Here is a 14,359-nt window from a genome sequence, read left to right as displayed (position 1 = left end):
CGAGCCGGGCGCCCAGCCGCACGCCGTAGCCGGCGACCACACCGGAGCGTTCCAGCCGCGCCATGCGCGCCACCACCGTGGTGCGCGCCAGCCCGAGCTGGCGCGCCAGCGTGGCCGTGCCCGCGCGCGCGTTGGCCTGCAGCAGGCTCAGCAGCCGGCGGTCGGTGGCATCGAGCGGTGAGGCCATGGAATCCATGGTGGCGATTGTATTCGCCGGTATGACGATATAAAAACAAGATTCCGACGCTTTTGACGCTACACATTGATCTTGATCCTGCCTACCATCGATTCTTCTCTGGAACCATCCGATCAGCCGACACGACAAGGAGCGCCTCCATGACACAGCATCCATCCCGTTGCAACGGCCCGCGCCGCGCAATCACCATCCTGGGGGCGGGCCATATCGGCTTTGCCATGGCGCTGCTGCTGCGCCAGGCGGGCGATTACGACATCCTGGTCGCCGACCGCGACCCGGCGTGCCTGGCGCGTGCGGCCACGCTCGGTGTGGCCACGCAGCAAACCAGCGACGCCGCGGGCTGGCTGGCGGCCATCCAGGGGCGTTTTGCCGTGCTCGACGCGCTGCCGTTTCATTGCGCCGTCCAGGTCGCGACCCTGTGCGTGCAGGCGGGTGTGCATTACTTCGACCTCACGGAAGATGTGCCGAGCACCCGGGCGATCCGGGCGCTGGCGGCCAACGCCCGCCAGGTGCTCATGCCCCAGTGCGGCCTGGCGCCGGGTTTCATCGGCATCGTGGGCCATGACTTGGCGCGGCGCTTCGAGTCCCTGCACAGCCTGCGCCTGCGCGTGGGGGCGCTGCCGCGCTACCCGCAGGGCGCTTTGCGCTACAACCTGACGTGGAGTACCGAGGGCCTCATCAACGAATACTGCAAGCCCTGCGAAGCCATCGTGGACGGCGCGCGCAGCACGGTTGCGGCGCTCGAGGGCCTGGAGCGCTTTGCGCTCGACGGCGTCGAGTACGAGTCCTTCAACACCTCCGGCGGCCTGGGAACGCTCACCGAAACGCTGGCCGGCAGGGTGCGGCAGCTGGACTACCAGTCGATCCGCTATCCGGGGCATTGCGCCATCCTGAAGCTGCTGCTCGATGACCTGCGCCTGCGCGAGCGGCGCGATCTGCTCAAGGACATTCTGGAGGCCGCGATCCCGAGCACCGATCAGGACGTGGTCGTGGTGTTCGCCACGGCGTCGGGCCTGCGCGGCGGACGGCTGGTGCAGGACTCGTACTGTTCCCGCATCGTCGGCGCCGAGGTGGCGGGCCATACGCTCAGCGCCATCCAGCGCACGACCGCGGCCGGCATCTGCACGGCGCTGGATCTGGTCGCGCAGGGCCGTTTGCCGCAAAAGGGCTTTGTCGGGCAGGAGGCCGTGGCGCTCGGGGATTTTCTGGCGAACCGCTTTGGGACCGCGTATGCGGGCGCCTGCGTCGGGGAGGACGTGGCCGCATGAACCACGCCTGCGGTCGTCCGGGCGGCCGGGAAACCGTTCCCCCGGTCGGTCAAGTCAGTTGGGGCTTGCGGCCCTCAGGCCGCGCGCAAAATGCGCCCGCATGGCGCGCTCCGTGGCCTGGGCATCGCGGGCCAGCAGCGCGGCGAGGATGGCGCGGTGTTCCGCGAGGGAGTCCCTGATCCGCCCCTGCTTGAGCAGCGAGTTGTGGCGGTTGAGTTTCATGACCTTGCGCAGATCGGCGACCATCTGACTGCGCCAGCGGTTGTCGGCCAGTTCCAGCAGCAGCATGTGAAAGCGTTCGTTCACGGCAAAGAAACGCTCGCGTTCGCCGGCTGCGGCCTCGAGTTCGGCGTGCAGCGCTTGCAGCGCCTGCAACTCGGCCGCGCTCGCGCTCGCGGCCACCGCGCCGGCCGCGTCGCTCTCGAGCAGGCCGAGCAGGTGGTAGACGTCGCGCAGGTCTTGCTCGGACACCACGGTCACGTAGGCGCCGCGGCGCAGCCGCATCGTCACCAGGCCCTCCGTGGCCAAGACCTTCAGCGCCTCGCGCAGGGGGGTGCGGCTGATGCCGAATTCTTCAGCGATCTTCAATTCGTCGATCCAGTCGCCGGGCTCCAGCTCGCGGCGGAAGATGCGCTGGCGCAGTTGCTCGGCCACTTCCTCGTACAGGGCGCGGGGCGTGAGGGTGGAGACGGGGGCGGACATGGGGGTGGATTGTAAGTTGCGCGGAATATTTTGAATTAATAATTATGGAAATGCTATAAACTCCGCGCCACGCCGGCTTGCGGCCGGGCTCCCCGAGCGCCTCGCATCGCGCGCCGTCTTGCGCTCCAATTCAGGCTCCGCCGGGCACAACAACCCGTGCCCCAACGCCCTTTATCGAAAGACGCCTTCACCATGAGTGACAAGCCCCACGATACCGCGCCCGAGTTCGCTGCATCTTCTCTGAATGGCTGGGCCCAGGCGGCAGCCCGGTCGGCGCCCGGCGGCGATGCCGCCGCCCTGAACTGGGTCACGCCCGACGGCATCACCGTCAAGCCGCTGTACACCGCAGAAGACTTGGCCGGCCTGCGCTACGCGAACACGCTGCCCGGTTTCGCGCCCTATCTGCGCGGCCCGCAGGCCACCATGTACGCGGTGCGCCCCTGGACGATCCGCCAGTACGCGGGTTTTTCCACGGCCGAGGAGTCCAACGCCTTCTACCGCAAGGCGCTGGCGGCGGGCGGACAGGGTGTGTCGGTGGCGTTCGACCTGGCCACGCACCGGGGCTACGACAGCGACCACCCGCGTGTGGCGGGCGACGTGGGCAAGGCCGGTGTGGCCATTGATTCGGTCGAGGACATGAAGATCCTGTTCGAGCAGATTCCGCTCGACACGGTGTCGGTCTCGATGACCATGAACGGCGCGGTGCTGCCGGTGCTCGCGGGCTACGTGGTCGCGGCCGAGGAGCAGGGTGTGCGCCAGGATCAACTCTCCGGGACGATACAGAACGACATCCTGAAAGAGTTCATGGTGCGCAACACCTATATCTACCCGCCCCAGCCGTCGATGCGCATCATTGGCGACATCATCGAGTACACGGCCCGGCACATGCCGAAGTTCAATTCGATCTCGATCAGCGGCTACCACATGCAGGAGGCCGGCGCGAACCAGGCGCTGGAGTTGGCCTTCACGCTGGCCGACGGCAGGGAGTACGTGCGCACGGCGATCGCCAAGGGCCTGGACGTGGACGCGTTCGCCGGGCGCCTGTCCTTTTTCTGGGCCGTCGGCATGAACTTCTACCTGGAGGTGGCGAAGATGCGCGCGGCGCGCCTGCTGTGGTGCCGCATCATGCAGGGCATGGGCGCGAAGAACCCCAAGAGCCTGATGCTGCGCACGCATTCCCAGACCTCGGGCTGGTCGCTCACCGCGCAGGACCCGTACAACAACGTGGTGCGCACCACCATCGAGGCCATGGCGGCGGTGTTCGGCGGAACGCAGAGCCTGCACACGAACAGCTTCGACGAGGCCATCGCGCTGCCCACCGAGTTCAGCGCCCGCATTGCGCGCAACACGCAGCTCATCCTCCAGGAGGAGACGCACATCACCAGCGTGATCGACCCCTGGGCCGGCAGCTACATGATGGAGCGGCTGACGCAGGACATGGCGGACGCCGCCTCGAAGATCATCGAAGAGGTCGAGGCCCAGGGCGGAATGACGCAGGCCGTGGACAGCGGCTGGGCCAAGCTCCGGATCGAGGCCGCCGCCGCCGAGAAGCAGGCGCGCATCGACTCGGGCAAGGACGTGATCGTTGGCGTGAACAAGTACCGGCTGGAGCAGGAGGCGCCGATCGACATCCTGCAAATCGACGATCAGAAGGTGCGCGCCGGCCAGATCGAGCGCCTGCGCAGCATCCGCGCGCAGCGCGACGCTGCGCGGGTGCAAGCTGCACTGGATGCGCTCACCGATGCCGCACACAGCGGCACCGGGAATCTGCTGGGCCTGGCCATCGAGGCCATGCGGCAGCGCGCCACGGTGGGCGAGGTCTCGCAGGCGCTGGAGAAGATCTTCGGGCGCCACCGCGCCGACACGCACAAGGTGACGGGCGTGTACGCGGCGGCCTACGACTCGGCCGAGGGCTGGGACAAGCTCCGCGCCGAAATCGGCGCCTTTGCCGAGGAACAGGGCCGGCGCCCGCGCGTGATGATCGCCAAGCTCGGCCAGGACGGCCACGACCGCGGCGCCAAGGTGGTGGCCACGGCCTTTGCCGACCTGGGCTTCGACGTGGACATCGGCCCGCTGTTCCAGACGCCCGAGGAATGCGCGCGCCAGGCCATGGAGAACGACGTGCACGCGGTGGGTGTCTCGACGCTGGCCGCCGGCCACAGGACGCTGGTGCCGGCGATCATCGAGTCGCTCAAGCAGCAGGGGGCCGACGACATCATCGTGTTCGTGGGCGGGGTGGTTCCCGCGCAGGACTACGATTTTCTGTACCAGGCCGGCGTGAAGGGCATCTACGGCCCCGGCACCCCGATCCCCGCCAGCGCCAAGGACGTGCTGGAGCAAATCCGCAAGGCGCTGGCGTGACGGCTGCGGCGCTCTTCGAAGGCGTCGTGCACGGCCGGGCGGCGGTGCAGCGCCGCGCCATCGCCAAGGCCATCACCTTGCTCGAATCGACGCGCGCCGAGCACCGCGCGCAGGCCGACGAACTGCTCACGGCGCTGCTGCCGCACACCGGCACGGCGTTTCGCCTGGGGATCAGCGGCACGCCGGGCGTCGGCAAATCGACCTTCATCGAGGCGCTGGGGCTGCACCTGATCGGCCTGGGCCACCGCGTGGCGGTGCTCGCCGTGGACCCGTCGAGCAGCGTCTCCGGCGGCGCCATCCTGGGCGACAAGACGCGCATGGAGCGGCTCTCGGTGCATGAAAAAGCCTATATCCGCCCCAGCCCGTCGAGTGGCACGCTGGGCGGCGTGGCCGAGAAGACGCGCGAGGCCATGCTGGTCTGCGAGGCCGCGGGCCACGACCTGCTCATCGTCGAGACCGTGGGCGTGGGCCAGAGCGAGCTGGCGGTGGCCGGCATGACCGACATGTTCGTGCTGATGCAACTGCCGCATGCAGGCGACGAGTTGCAGGCGATCAAGAAGGGCGTGATGGAATGGGCCGACTTGGTGCTCATCAACAAGGCCGACACCGACCCGCACGCCGCCACGCAGGCGCAGGCGCAGATCCGCTCCAGCCTGCGCCTGCCCGGCCAGCATGGCAGGCCGGAGAACGCCCGGCACGGCGCGCTGTGGCAGCCCCTGGTGCTGCAGGTCAGCGCGCTGCAGGGGCAGGGTGTGGACCGGTTCTGCACCGCCATGGCGCAGTTCCGTGCATTGCAGACGACCAACGGGCAGCTGGCCGCGCGCCGCGAGAGGCAGGCCCTGGCCTGGATGTGGGAGCGCATCGACGCGGGCCTTGCGCGCGCGTTCCGCGAGCACCCGCAGGTCAAAAGCCTGTTGCCCCGGATGCAGGCGGACGTCGTGGCCGGGCGCGTCGCGGCCTCCACCGCGGCAAGAACGCTGCTGCTGGCGCAAGCCACGACCGAATAAACAAGCAACCGCCATTTCATCGAAGGGCAAGCCATGCAGGCCATCCTGGACCAACTGGAGAAAAAACGCGCGCTGGCCCGCCTGGGCGGCGGGCACAAGCGCATCGACGCGCAGCACGCCAAGGGCAAGCTCAGCGCGCGCGAACGCATCGAGCTACTGCTCGACGAGGGCACGTTCGAGGAATGGGACATGTTCGTCGAGCACCGCTGCACCGACTTTGGCATGGACGCGAACAAGATCCCCGGCGACGGCGTGGTCACGGGCTACGGCATGATCAACGGCCGCCTGGTGTTCGTTTTCAGCCAGGATTTCACCGTCTTCGGCGGCGCCCTGAGCGAGACGCACGCCGAGAAAATCTGCAAGGTGATGGACCAGGCGATGAAGGTCGGCGCGCCCGTGATCGGCCTGAACGACTCGGGTGGCGCGCGCATCCAGGAGGGCGTGGCCAGCCTCGGCGGCTACGCCGACGTGTTCCAGAGAAACGTGCTCGCCAGCGGCGTGATCCCGCAGATCAGCATGATCATGGGCCCCTCGGCCGGCGGCGCGGTGTACTCGCCGGCGATGACCGACTTCATCTTCATGGTCAAGGACAGCGCCTACATGTTCGTCACCGGCCCCGAAGTGGTCCGGACCGTGACGCACGAGGAAGTCACGGCCGAAGAACTCGGCGGCGCCATCACGCACACCACGCGCAGCGGAGTCGCCGACAGGGCGTTCGAGAACGACGTGGAAGCGCTGCTGATGCTGCGCCGCCTGTACAACTACCTGCCGCTGAACAACCGCGAAAAAGCCCCGGTGCGCCCGAGCAACGACCCGGCCGAGCGCATGGACCCGAGCCTGGACACGCTGATTCCGGACAACGCGAACAAGCCCTACGACATGCAGGAGCTGATTCTCAAGACCGTCGACGACGGCGACTTCTTTGAATTGCAGCCCGAGTACGCGAAAAACATCCTCATCGGCTTTGCCCGCATGGAAGGCCAGACCGTGGGAATCGTCGCCAACCAGCCGCTGGTGCTGGCCGGCTGCCTGGACATCAAATCGAGCATCAAGGCCGCGCGCTTCGTGCGCTTTTGCGATGCGTTCAACGTCCCGGTGCTCACCTTCGTGGACGTTCCCGGCTTCATGCCCGGCACCGGCCAAGAGTACGGCGGAATCATCAAGCACGGCGCGAAGCTGCTGTACGCGTACGCCGAGTGCACGGTGCCCAAAATCACCGTCATCACACGCAAGGCCTACGGCGGCGCCTACGACGTGATGAGCTCCAAGCACCTGCGCGGCGACGTGAACCTGGCCTGGCCGAACGCCGAAATCGCGGTCATGGGCGCCAAGGGCGCGGTGGAAATCATTTTTCGCGAAGACAAGAACGACCCCCTCAAGCTCGCCGCCCGCGAAGCCGAATACAAGGAGCGCTTTGCCAATCCGTTCGTCGCCGGCGCCCGGGGCTTCATCGACGACGTGATCCTGCCGCACGAGACGCGCAAGCGCATCTGCCGCAGCCTGGTGATGCTGCGCGACAAGCGGCTGGAAAATCCGTGGCGCAAGCACGGGAACATCCCGCTGTAAGGCGAGGGAGCGCGCATGCAAGTCGGAAAAATTTTCGAAAGGGTCCCCATGATCGAGTTCCTCGCCTGCGTCGCGGGATACGTCATCGAGGTGCTGAGCTTGCGCCACATCCGCGCCGCCAAGGGCCTGGCCAAGCGCCACTGGAGCGAGGACGCGACCGACGTGGCGTACCTGGATTGGTGGCTGATCCCGCTGGTCGCGGCGATCGCCGTGGCCTGCGCCATGGGGCTGTTCTTCGGCTTTGACCTTCCCCTTTGGCTCAGCTTCGGCGCGCCGGTGGCGCTCGGTGCCGTGTACTGTGGTTACCGGTATCGGGAATTGTTCAAGCGCTGAAGGGCCGGCCACCATGTTCGACAAAATCCTGATCGCCAACCGCGGCGAAATCGCCTGCAAGCGCATCTGCCGCAGCCCGGTGATGCTGCGCGACCAACGGCTGGAAAATCCGTGGCGCAAGCACGGGAACATCCCGCTGCAAGGCAAGGGAGCGCGCATGCAAGTCGGAAAATTTTCGAAAGGGTCCCCATGATCGAGTTCCTCGTCTGCGTCGCGGGATACGTCATCGCGGTGCTGTGCTGGCGCCGCGTCCGCGCCGCCAGGGGCCTGCCCAAGCGCCACTGGAGCGAGGACGCGACCGACGTGGTGTACATGGATTCGTGGCCGATCCTGCTGGCCGCGGCGATCGCCGTGGCCTGCACCATGGTGCTGTTCCTCGGCTTTGACCTTCCCCTTTGGCTCAGCTTCGGCGCGCCGGTGGCGCTCGGTGCCGTGTACTGTTGTTACCGGTATCCGGAATTGTTCAAGCGCTGAAGGGCCGGCCACCATGTTCGACAAAATCCTGATCGCCAACCGCGGCGAAATCGCCTGCCGCGTCATCGCCAGCGCGCGCAAGATGGGCATCCGGACCGTGGCGGTCTACTCCGACGCGGACAAGGAGGCGCGCCACGTGAGGCTCGCCGACGAGGCCCTGCACCTGGGCGCTGCGCCCGCGCGCGCGTCGTACCTGCGGGCGGACGAAATCATCGCCGCCTGCGCGCGCAGCGGCGCGCAGGCCGTGCACCCCGGCTACGGCTTTCTCTCGGAGAACGCGGACTTTGCCAGGCGCTGCGAGGACGCGGGAATCGTCTTCATCGGCCCCAAGGCGCATGCGATCGCGGCCATGGGCGACAAGATCGCTTCGAAGAAAATGGCCCGCGCCGCCGGGGTCAACACCATCCCCGGCCACGACGCCGCCATCACCAGCCCCGAGCACGCGGTGCACATCGCCCAGGGCATCGGCTACCCCGTGATGATCAAGGCCAGCGCCGGCGGCGGCGGCAAGGGCCTGCGCGTGGCGTGCAACGACCGGGAGGCTTTTGAAGGCTTTGGCAGTTGCCAGAGCGAGGCGCGCAGCAGCTTTGGCGACGACCGCATCCTCATCGAAAAATTTGTCCAGCAGCCACGCCACGTCGAGATCCAGGTGCTCGGCGACAGCCACGGCAACGTCATCCATCTGAACGAGCGCGAATGCTCGCTGCAGCGCCGCCACCAGAAGCTGATCGAAGAAGCGCCCTCGCCCTTCCTCTGCGACGCCACGCGCCAGGCCATGGGCGCGCAGGCCGTGCAACTGGCCAAGGCCGTGCAGTACCAGAGCGCGGGAACGGTGGAATTCGTGGTCGGCCAGGCGCAGGACTTTTACTTTCTGGAAATGAATACCCGGCTGCAGGTGGAGCACCCGGTGACGGAATGCACCACCGGCCTCGATCTGGTGGAACTGATGATCCGCGTGGCCGCCGGCGAGAAGCTGCCGTTGACGCAGGCGCAGGTCCGGCGCAAGGGCTGGGCCATGGAATGCCGCATCAACGCCGAAGACCCGCAACGCGGCTTCCTGCCATCGACCGGACGCCTGGTGCGCTTTCAGCCCCCGCAGGAGAGCCTGTTCCAGGCCGACACCACCCGGGAGTTCGGCGTGCGCGTGGACACGGGCGTGTACGAGGGCGGCGAGATTCCCATGCACTACGACTCGATGATCGCCAAGCTCATCGTGCACGGCGCCGACCGCAGCGACGCCATCGCCCGGATGCGCATGGCGCTCAACGGCTTCGTGATCCGCGGAATCGGCAGCAATGTCCCGTTCCAGTCCGCGCTGCTGGCGCATCCCGCGTTCGCCGCGGGCGACTTCGACACCGGCTTCATCGCCGAGCACTACGGCCAGGGATTTCACCCCGAAGACCTGGCGCACGACGACCCGCTGTTCCTCGTGGCGCTGGCCGCGTACATGCATCGCCGCTACCGCGCGCGCGCCTCGGGAATCAGCGGCCAGCTCGCCGGGCACGAGCTGAAGGTGGGCGAGGCCTTCGTCGTGGTCACGCTGGCTGCCTCCGGGGAAAATCGGCACCACGCAGTCACGGTGAGCGACTTTGAAGGCGAATCGGGCTCCAGCGCCGTCACGCTGGACGGCAACCGGTACCAGATCAGCAGCCAGGCGGCGCTCGGGCAGATCCGCGTGCAGGGCCAGTGCAATGGCCTGGACTTTTGCGCCCAGGTCGAGCGGGGCGTGGGCAGGAACCCGCTGGCGCTGCGCATCGCGCACAACGGCGCGCAGATCGACGCCCTGGTGCTGTCGCCGCTGGGCGCGCGCCTGCACCGGCTCATGCCCTTCAAGGCCGCGCCGGACCTCTCCAGGTTCCTGCTCTCGCCCATGCCCGGCCTGCTGGTCGACGTGGCGGTGCAACCCGGACAAAAGGTTCAGGCCGGCGAAAAGCTCGCCGTGATCGAAGCCATGAAGATGGAGAACACCCTGCTGGCCGCGCAGGACGGCGTGGTCGGCAAGATCATGGTCGGCAAGGGCGAATCGCTGGCCGTGGACCAGGTCATTCTGGAGTTCCAGTGATGGCGGCGGCCGACACCCCTCGCCCGTTCAGGGTTCTGGGAATCCAGCAGGTCGCCCTCGGCGGCACCGACAAGCAGCGCATGAAGACCCTGTGGGTGGACCTGCTGGGCCTCGCGCAGACGGGCAGCTTCCAGAGCGCGCGCGAGAACGTCGACGAAGACATCCTGAGTCTGGGAAAGGGCGCGTTCCAGGTCGAGGTGGACCTGATGCAGCCGCTGGACATGGACAAGAAGCCCGCCGTGCACGTCCCGGCGCTGAACCACATCGGCCTGTGGATCGACGACCTGCCCCGGGCCGTGCAATGGCTCAGCGCCCGCGGCGTGCGCCTTGCCCCGGGTGGCATCCGCCCGGGCGCTGCGGGCCATGACATCGCCTTCCTGCACCCCAGGAGCAGCGCCGAGTTCCCGATCGCGGGCGAGGGCGTGCTCATCGAACTGGTGCAGGCGCCCGCGGACGTGATTGCGGCGCTGGGCTGAGACGCTGCACCGGGTCTTCAGTGGTGCGTGTCGTGCCGCGCAATACCCAGCAGGTGCTCGACTTCCTCGCGGTGCGCGCTGCAGTTGTGCTGGTGCCAGCGGCGGATGACCCACATGGTGGCCGCGACCACCAGACCGAAGGTCGCGATGGCGCTGAACACCGACAGGCCGAGCTTGAGCGACAGGCTGTAGAACGCGCCCATGCCCAGGATGCAGGCCTGCTCGTTGAAGTTCTGCACAGCGATCGAGCGGCCCGCGCCCATGAGGTTGTGCCCCCGGTGTTGCAGCAGGGCGTTCATCGGCACGACCAGGTAGCCGCCCAGGCCGCCGAGCACGATGAGGAACGGGACCGCCAGCCAGATGTCGCGGATGAACACCATCAGGATCAGCAGTAGCCCCATGGCAATGCCCAGCGGGATGACGCGCGTGGCCTTGTCCAGGCGCATGCGCATCGACGCGACGGCGCCCAGCGCCGTGCCGATGGCGACCACGCCGGTCAACGCCGAAGCCCGCGTGGTGTCGTAGGCCAGGGCCTCGGCGGCCCAGGCGAGGACGATGAATTTGAGGTTGCCTCCCGCGCCCCAGAAGAGGGTCGTGGTGCCCAGCGAGATCTGGCCGAGCTTGTCGTGCCACAGGCGGCGGTTGCAGGCCCAGAAATCGGGCAGCAGGTTCAGCGTATTGGCGACGGTGCTGCGCGCCAGGTCGGTGCGCAGGGGGCGCATTTCCACGCCGGTGTGCGGGATGCGGGTGTTGAACCACGCGGCCAGCGCGTACACGGCAATCAGCGTGGCAATCGCGGCTTCGGCGGGGCTGTCCACCCCCGCGTTGCCGACGAGCGGAAGGTCCAGACCCAGCAGCACGCCCGATGCGCGCTCGCCCAGCAGCTGACCGCCGAGCAGCACGCCCAGGATGATCGACGCGATGGTCAGCCCCTCGATCCAGCCGTTGGCCTTGACCAGCTGCGAGGCCGGCAGCAACTCGGTGAGGATTCCGTACTTCGCCGGCGAGTACGCCGCCGCGCCCAGGCCGACCACGGCGTAGGCCACGAGCGGGTGCGAGCCCAGCAGCATCATCAGGCAGCCCACCACCTTGATGGCATTGCTGACGAACATCACCTGCCCCTTGGGCAGCGCGTCGGCAAAGGCGCCCACGAAGGGCGCCAGGACGACGTAGAAAAGGGCAAACATGGGCACCAGGGCAGCGCACTGCCACTCGGGGACGCCCCCCGTGCGCAGGAGCTCGAAGGCAGCCACGAAGAGTGCGTTGTCGGCCAGCGAGCTGAAAAACTGCGCCGCCATGATGGTGTAGAAACCGCGCTTCATCGAATGGCTTGTGGGGTGCATCAGCCGGGCTGATGCCCTGTCTGAATGGGAGGTCTTTGCACGTCGCGGACGGTTATATCACGCGGGCCGGCGGTGGCAGTGCCAGAATCCGGGGCTGCGCGTCCCGTCTCCCCGTCCACCCCATGCCCCGTCCGATACGAGCCACCATCCACAGCGCCGCACTGCACGCCAACCTGGAGCGCGTGCGCCGCTCGGTGCCGGACGCCAAGGTCTGGGCCGTGGTCAAGGCGAACGCCTACGGGCACGGAATCGAGCGGGTGTTCGAGGGCCTGCGCGGCGCCGACGGTTTTGCGTTGCTCGACCTGGGCGAGGCCGAGCGCCTGCGCGAACTCGGCTGGCGCGGCCCGATTTTGCTGCTCGAGGGCGTGTTCGAAGCGTGCGACCTGGAACTGTGTTCGCGCCTGGGTCTGTGGCATGCCGTGCACTGCGACGAGCAGATCGACATGCTCGCCGCGCACAAGACGCAGGCGCCGCAGCGCGTGTTTCTGAAGATGAACTCGGGAATGAACCGCCTGGGCTTTGCGCCGCAGCGCTACCGCAGCGCGTGGGCGCGGCTCGACGCGCTGCCGCAGGTGGACGAAATCTCGCTCATGACGCATTTCAGCGACGCCGACGGCCCGCGCGGCATTGCGCAGCAATTGGAACGATTCAACGCCGCCGCGCGCGACCTGCCCGGCGAGCGCACGCTGGGCAACAGCGCCGCCATCCTGCGCCACGCGACCGACGTGCAGGTGCGCGCCGACTGGGTGCGCGCGGGCATCGTGCTCTACGGCAGCGCCCCGGATTTCCCGGAGCACGGCGCCGGCCACTGGGGCATCCGGCCGGCGATGACGCTCGCCACGCGGCTCCTGGGCGTGCAGCACTTGCAGGCCGGCGACACGGTGGGCTACGGTTCGCTGTTTTGCGCCGCAGAGCCGCTCACGATCGGCGTCGCCGCCTGCGGGTATGCCGACGGCTACCCGCGCCATTGCGACACCGGAACGCCGGTGCTGGTCAACGGCGTGCGCACCCGGCTCGTCGGGCGGGTGAGCATGGACTTGCTGACGGTGGACCTCACGCCGCTGGAGCGCGCGGGCGTGGCGGCGGGGTTCGGCTCCGAGGTCACGCTCTGGGGCCGGGCGGCAGGTGGCGCGCTGCTGGAAATTGACGAAGTGGCCCGCGCCGCAGGGTCCGTGGGCTGGGAGCTGATGGCGGCGCTCGCCCGGCGCGTTCCGGTGGCGGTGGACAGCGCAGCGCATGGGCCCGGATGCGGCAGCACCGGGGCGCCCGATCGATAAGCACTGCGTGCGCTCGGGAATGCGCCGCCCACCGGGAGCGCCGCTCATTCGGCCATCGCGGCGTCGGCCAGATCTTGCAAGGCAGCAGCGACCTCGGCGCGGTCCACACCGTCCACCGGGACCAGGCGGGGCGCCAGGGCCTGCAATGCAGCGGCATCCTGTTGCAGCTGGCGGATCGCCTGGCCCGCTTCCCTGGGTGCGTCAAAACCCGTGCTTTGCAGCAGCAGACGGCCGTCGGCGGCCACGAGCTTGAAGTAGAACCTGCCGTCGGCTTCGCGGTACTGCTTGAACGCGGGCAGCGCGGCCTTGGGTGCCTTTTGCGCCTTTTCTGCCTTGGCCACGGATGCGCCCGTGGGCGGGGCCAGGCTGCGCAGGCCCACGCTGCGGCGCAGCTCGCGCAGGAACGGCGTGGCCAGTGCGCGCGCGCGCTCGGCGCCCGCAAGCAGGGTTTGCTCGATGCGCTCGGGCCTGTCGATGAGCGCCTGGTACTGCGCGCGCATGGGCGCGATCGCCTGGTCCACGCGGTCGAGCAGCTGCTGCTTGGCGTCGCCCCAGGCAATTCCCTCGGCGTATTGCCTGCGCAGCGCCCCGGTTTCCTCGGGCCCGGCAAAGGCGCGGTAAATCTCGAATAGCGCCGAGCCCTCGGTGTCCTTGGGTTCGCCGGGGGGGCGTGAGTCGGTGCGGATCGCGGCGATCAGTTTCTGGAGCTGTGCGCGCGAACTGAACAGCGGGATCGTGTTGTCGTAGCTCTTGCTCATCTTGCGCCCGTCGAGCCCGGGCAGGGTCGCCACGTGCGCATCGACAGCCGCCTCGGGCAGAACGAAATGCGCGCCGTACAGGTGGTTGAAGCTCGTGGCCATGGCGCGCGCCATCTCGATGTGCTGGACCTGGTCGCGGCCCACGGGCACTTGGTGCGCCTTGAACAGCAGGATGTCTGCGCCCATGAGCAGGGGATACATGAACAGGCCCGCCGTCACGCCGTCGTCGGCCTCGCGGCCTGCGGCGGTATTCCTGTCGCCGGCGGCCTTGTAGGCGTGGGCGCGGTTGAGCAGGCCCTTGCCGGTCACGCAGGTCAGCAGCCAGGTCAGCTCGGGAATTTCCGGGATGTCGGACTGGCGGTAGAACGTGACCCGCTCGGGGTCGAGCCCGGCGGCCAGCCAGCTGGCGGCGATCTCCAGCGTGGAGCGCTGGATGCGCGCCGGGTCCTCGCACTTGATGAGCGCGTGGTAGTCGGCGAGAAAGTAAAAGCTCTGCACGCCAGGGCGCAGGCTGGCCGCGACCGATGGGCGGATGG

The 14,359-nt window shown here is 68.1% G+C and carries 14 protein-coding genes; 10 read left to right on the top strand and 4 right to left on the bottom strand.

Annotated elements, in window-relative coordinates:
* Positions 1-187: Lrp/AsnC family transcriptional regulator (locus VTU_RS0112935; RefSeq protein ID WP_029554368.1), on the bottom strand; the 187-nt coding region annotated here is incomplete at its 3' end.
* Positions 188-336: 149 nt separating this feature from the next.
* Here VTU_RS0112935 and VTU_RS0112930 point away from each other — a divergent pair.
* Positions 337-1,464 carry a saccharopine dehydrogenase family protein gene (locus tag VTU_RS0112930; RefSeq protein ID WP_010104786.1) on the top strand — a complete coding sequence of 376 codons (1,128 nt, stop codon included), beginning with the start codon at positions 337-339 and terminating at the stop codon, positions 1,462-1,464.
* Between the two features lie 54 nt (positions 1,465-1,518).
* Here the strand turns inward: VTU_RS0112930 and VTU_RS0112925 are convergent, their stop codons facing one another.
* Entirely contained in the window at positions 1,519-2,166 is a 648-nt protein-coding gene (locus VTU_RS0112925; protein ID WP_010104785.1) for a GntR family transcriptional regulator, read from the bottom strand.
* 192 nt (positions 2,167-2,358) lie between these two features.
* Between VTU_RS0112925 and scpA the strand changes: the two genes are divergently transcribed.
* From scpA to VTU_RS0112885, 8 genes are read left to right on the top strand one after another with little or no spacing between them, the layout of a single operon-like run.
* Positions 2,359-4,527, top strand: a complete 2,169-nt coding sequence (gene scpA / locus VTU_RS0112920) for a methylmalonyl-CoA mutase (protein ID WP_010104783.1) — start codon at positions 2,359-2,361, stop codon at positions 4,525-4,527.
* The gene (gene meaB, locus VTU_RS0112915) at positions 4,524-5,534 is read left to right on the top strand and encodes a methylmalonyl Co-A mutase-associated GTPase MeaB (protein WP_010104781.1); all 1,011 of its coding nucleotides are present in this window, start codon (positions 4,524-4,526) and stop codon (positions 5,532-5,534) included. The genes scpA and meaB overlap by 4 nt, the downstream gene beginning before the upstream one ends.
* Before the next feature lie 33 nt (positions 5,535-5,567).
* Positions 5,568-7,100, top strand: coding sequence for an acyl-CoA carboxylase subunit beta (locus VTU_RS0112910; protein WP_010104779.1), 1,533 nt, complete (start codon positions 5,568-5,570; stop codon positions 7,098-7,100).
* Between the two features lie 48 nt (positions 7,101-7,148).
* The gene (locus VTU_RS0112905; RefSeq protein ID WP_010104777.1) at positions 7,149-7,433 is read left to right on the top strand and encodes a hypothetical protein; all 285 of its coding nucleotides are present in this window, start codon (positions 7,149-7,151) and stop codon (positions 7,431-7,433) included.
* A 13-nt stretch (positions 7,434-7,446) separates the two neighbouring features.
* A complete protein-coding gene (locus VTU_RS0112900) occupies positions 7,447-7,626 on the top strand; it encodes a carboxyl transferase (RefSeq protein WP_010104775.1) in 180 nt (59 codons plus the stop codon).
* A complete protein-coding gene (locus VTU_RS0112895) occupies positions 7,623-7,907 on the top strand; it encodes a hypothetical protein (RefSeq protein ID WP_010104774.1) in 285 nt (94 codons plus the stop codon). Before VTU_RS0112900 ends, VTU_RS0112895 begins: the two co-directional genes overlap by 4 nt.
* A gap of 13 nt (positions 7,908-7,920) precedes the next feature.
* A complete protein-coding gene (locus VTU_RS0112890; protein WP_010104772.1) occupies positions 7,921-9,969 on the top strand; it encodes an acetyl-CoA carboxylase biotin carboxylase subunit in 2,049 nt (682 codons plus the stop codon).
* On the top strand, positions 9,969-10,445 hold the full coding sequence (locus VTU_RS0112885; RefSeq protein WP_010104771.1) for a VOC family protein: 477 nt from the start codon (positions 9,969-9,971) through the stop codon (positions 10,443-10,445). The genes VTU_RS0112890 and VTU_RS0112885 overlap by 1 nt, the downstream gene beginning before the upstream one ends.
* A gap of 17 nt (positions 10,446-10,462) precedes the next feature.
* On the opposite strand, the gene lplT is transcribed toward VTU_RS0112885, so the two are convergent.
* Entirely contained in the window at positions 10,463-11,767 is a 1,305-nt protein-coding gene (gene lplT / locus VTU_RS0112880) for a lysophospholipid transporter LplT (protein WP_010104770.1), read from the bottom strand.
* Between the two features lie 143 nt (positions 11,768-11,910).
* On the opposite strand from lplT, the gene alr reads away from it, so the two are divergent.
* Positions 11,911-13,065: an alanine racemase gene (alr, locus tag VTU_RS0112875; protein WP_010104769.1), complete on the top strand. Its 1,155-nt coding sequence runs from the start codon at positions 11,911-11,913 to the stop codon at positions 13,063-13,065.
* Positions 13,066-13,109: 44 nt separating this feature from the next.
* On the opposite strand, the gene VTU_RS0112870 is transcribed toward alr, so the two are convergent.
* A partial coding sequence (locus VTU_RS0112870) for a tryptophan--tRNA ligase (RefSeq protein WP_010104767.1) occupies positions 13,110-14,359 on the bottom strand: 1,250 nt, incomplete at its 5' end.

Origin of the sequence: Verminephrobacter aporrectodeae subsp. tuberculatae At4, assembly GCF_000193225.1 — a bacterium.
In the GTDB taxonomy this organism is placed as follows: domain Bacteria; phylum Pseudomonadota; class Gammaproteobacteria; order Burkholderiales; family Burkholderiaceae_C; genus Acidovorax; species Acidovorax aporrectodeae.
Note: the sequence above shows the minus strand (reverse complement) of the source record. Positions and strands in the feature narration are given on the sequence as shown.

Excerpts from the sequence above, each read along its gene's own strand:
- VTU_RS0112885 (WP_010104771.1), top strand. The coding sequence starts at position 9,969 with ATGGCGGCGGCCGACACCCCTCGCCCGTTCAGGGTTCTGGGAATCCAG.
- VTU_RS0112890 (WP_010104772.1), top strand. The coding sequence starts at position 7,921 with ATGTTCGACAAAATCCTGATCGCCAACCGCGGCGAAATCGCCTGCCGC.
- scpA (WP_010104783.1), top strand. The coding sequence starts at position 2,359 with ATGAGTGACAAGCCCCACGATACCGCGCCCGAGTTCGCTGCATCTTCT.
- alr (WP_010104769.1), top strand. The coding sequence starts at position 11,911 with ATGCCCCGTCCGATACGAGCCACCATCCACAGCGCCGCACTGCACGCC.
- VTU_RS0112895 (WP_010104774.1), top strand. The coding sequence starts at position 7,623 with ATGATCGAGTTCCTCGTCTGCGTCGCGGGATACGTCATCGCGGTGCTG.
- VTU_RS0112930 (WP_010104786.1), top strand. The coding sequence starts at position 337 with ATGACACAGCATCCATCCCGTTGCAACGGCCCGCGCCGCGCAATCACC.
- VTU_RS0112910 (WP_010104779.1), top strand. The coding sequence starts at position 5,568 with ATGCAGGCCATCCTGGACCAACTGGAGAAAAAACGCGCGCTGGCCCGC.
- VTU_RS0112905 (WP_010104777.1), top strand. The coding sequence starts at position 7,149 with ATGATCGAGTTCCTCGCCTGCGTCGCGGGATACGTCATCGAGGTGCTG.
- VTU_RS0112900 (WP_010104775.1), top strand. The coding sequence starts at position 7,447 with ATGTTCGACAAAATCCTGATCGCCAACCGCGGCGAAATCGCCTGCAAG.
- VTU_RS0112925 (WP_010104785.1), bottom strand. The coding sequence starts at position 2,166 with ATGTCCGCCCCCGTCTCCACCCTCACGCCCCGCGCCCTGTACGAGGAA.
- lplT (WP_010104770.1), bottom strand. The coding sequence starts at position 11,767 with ATGAAGCGCGGTTTCTACACCATCATGGCGGCGCAGTTTTTCAGCTCG.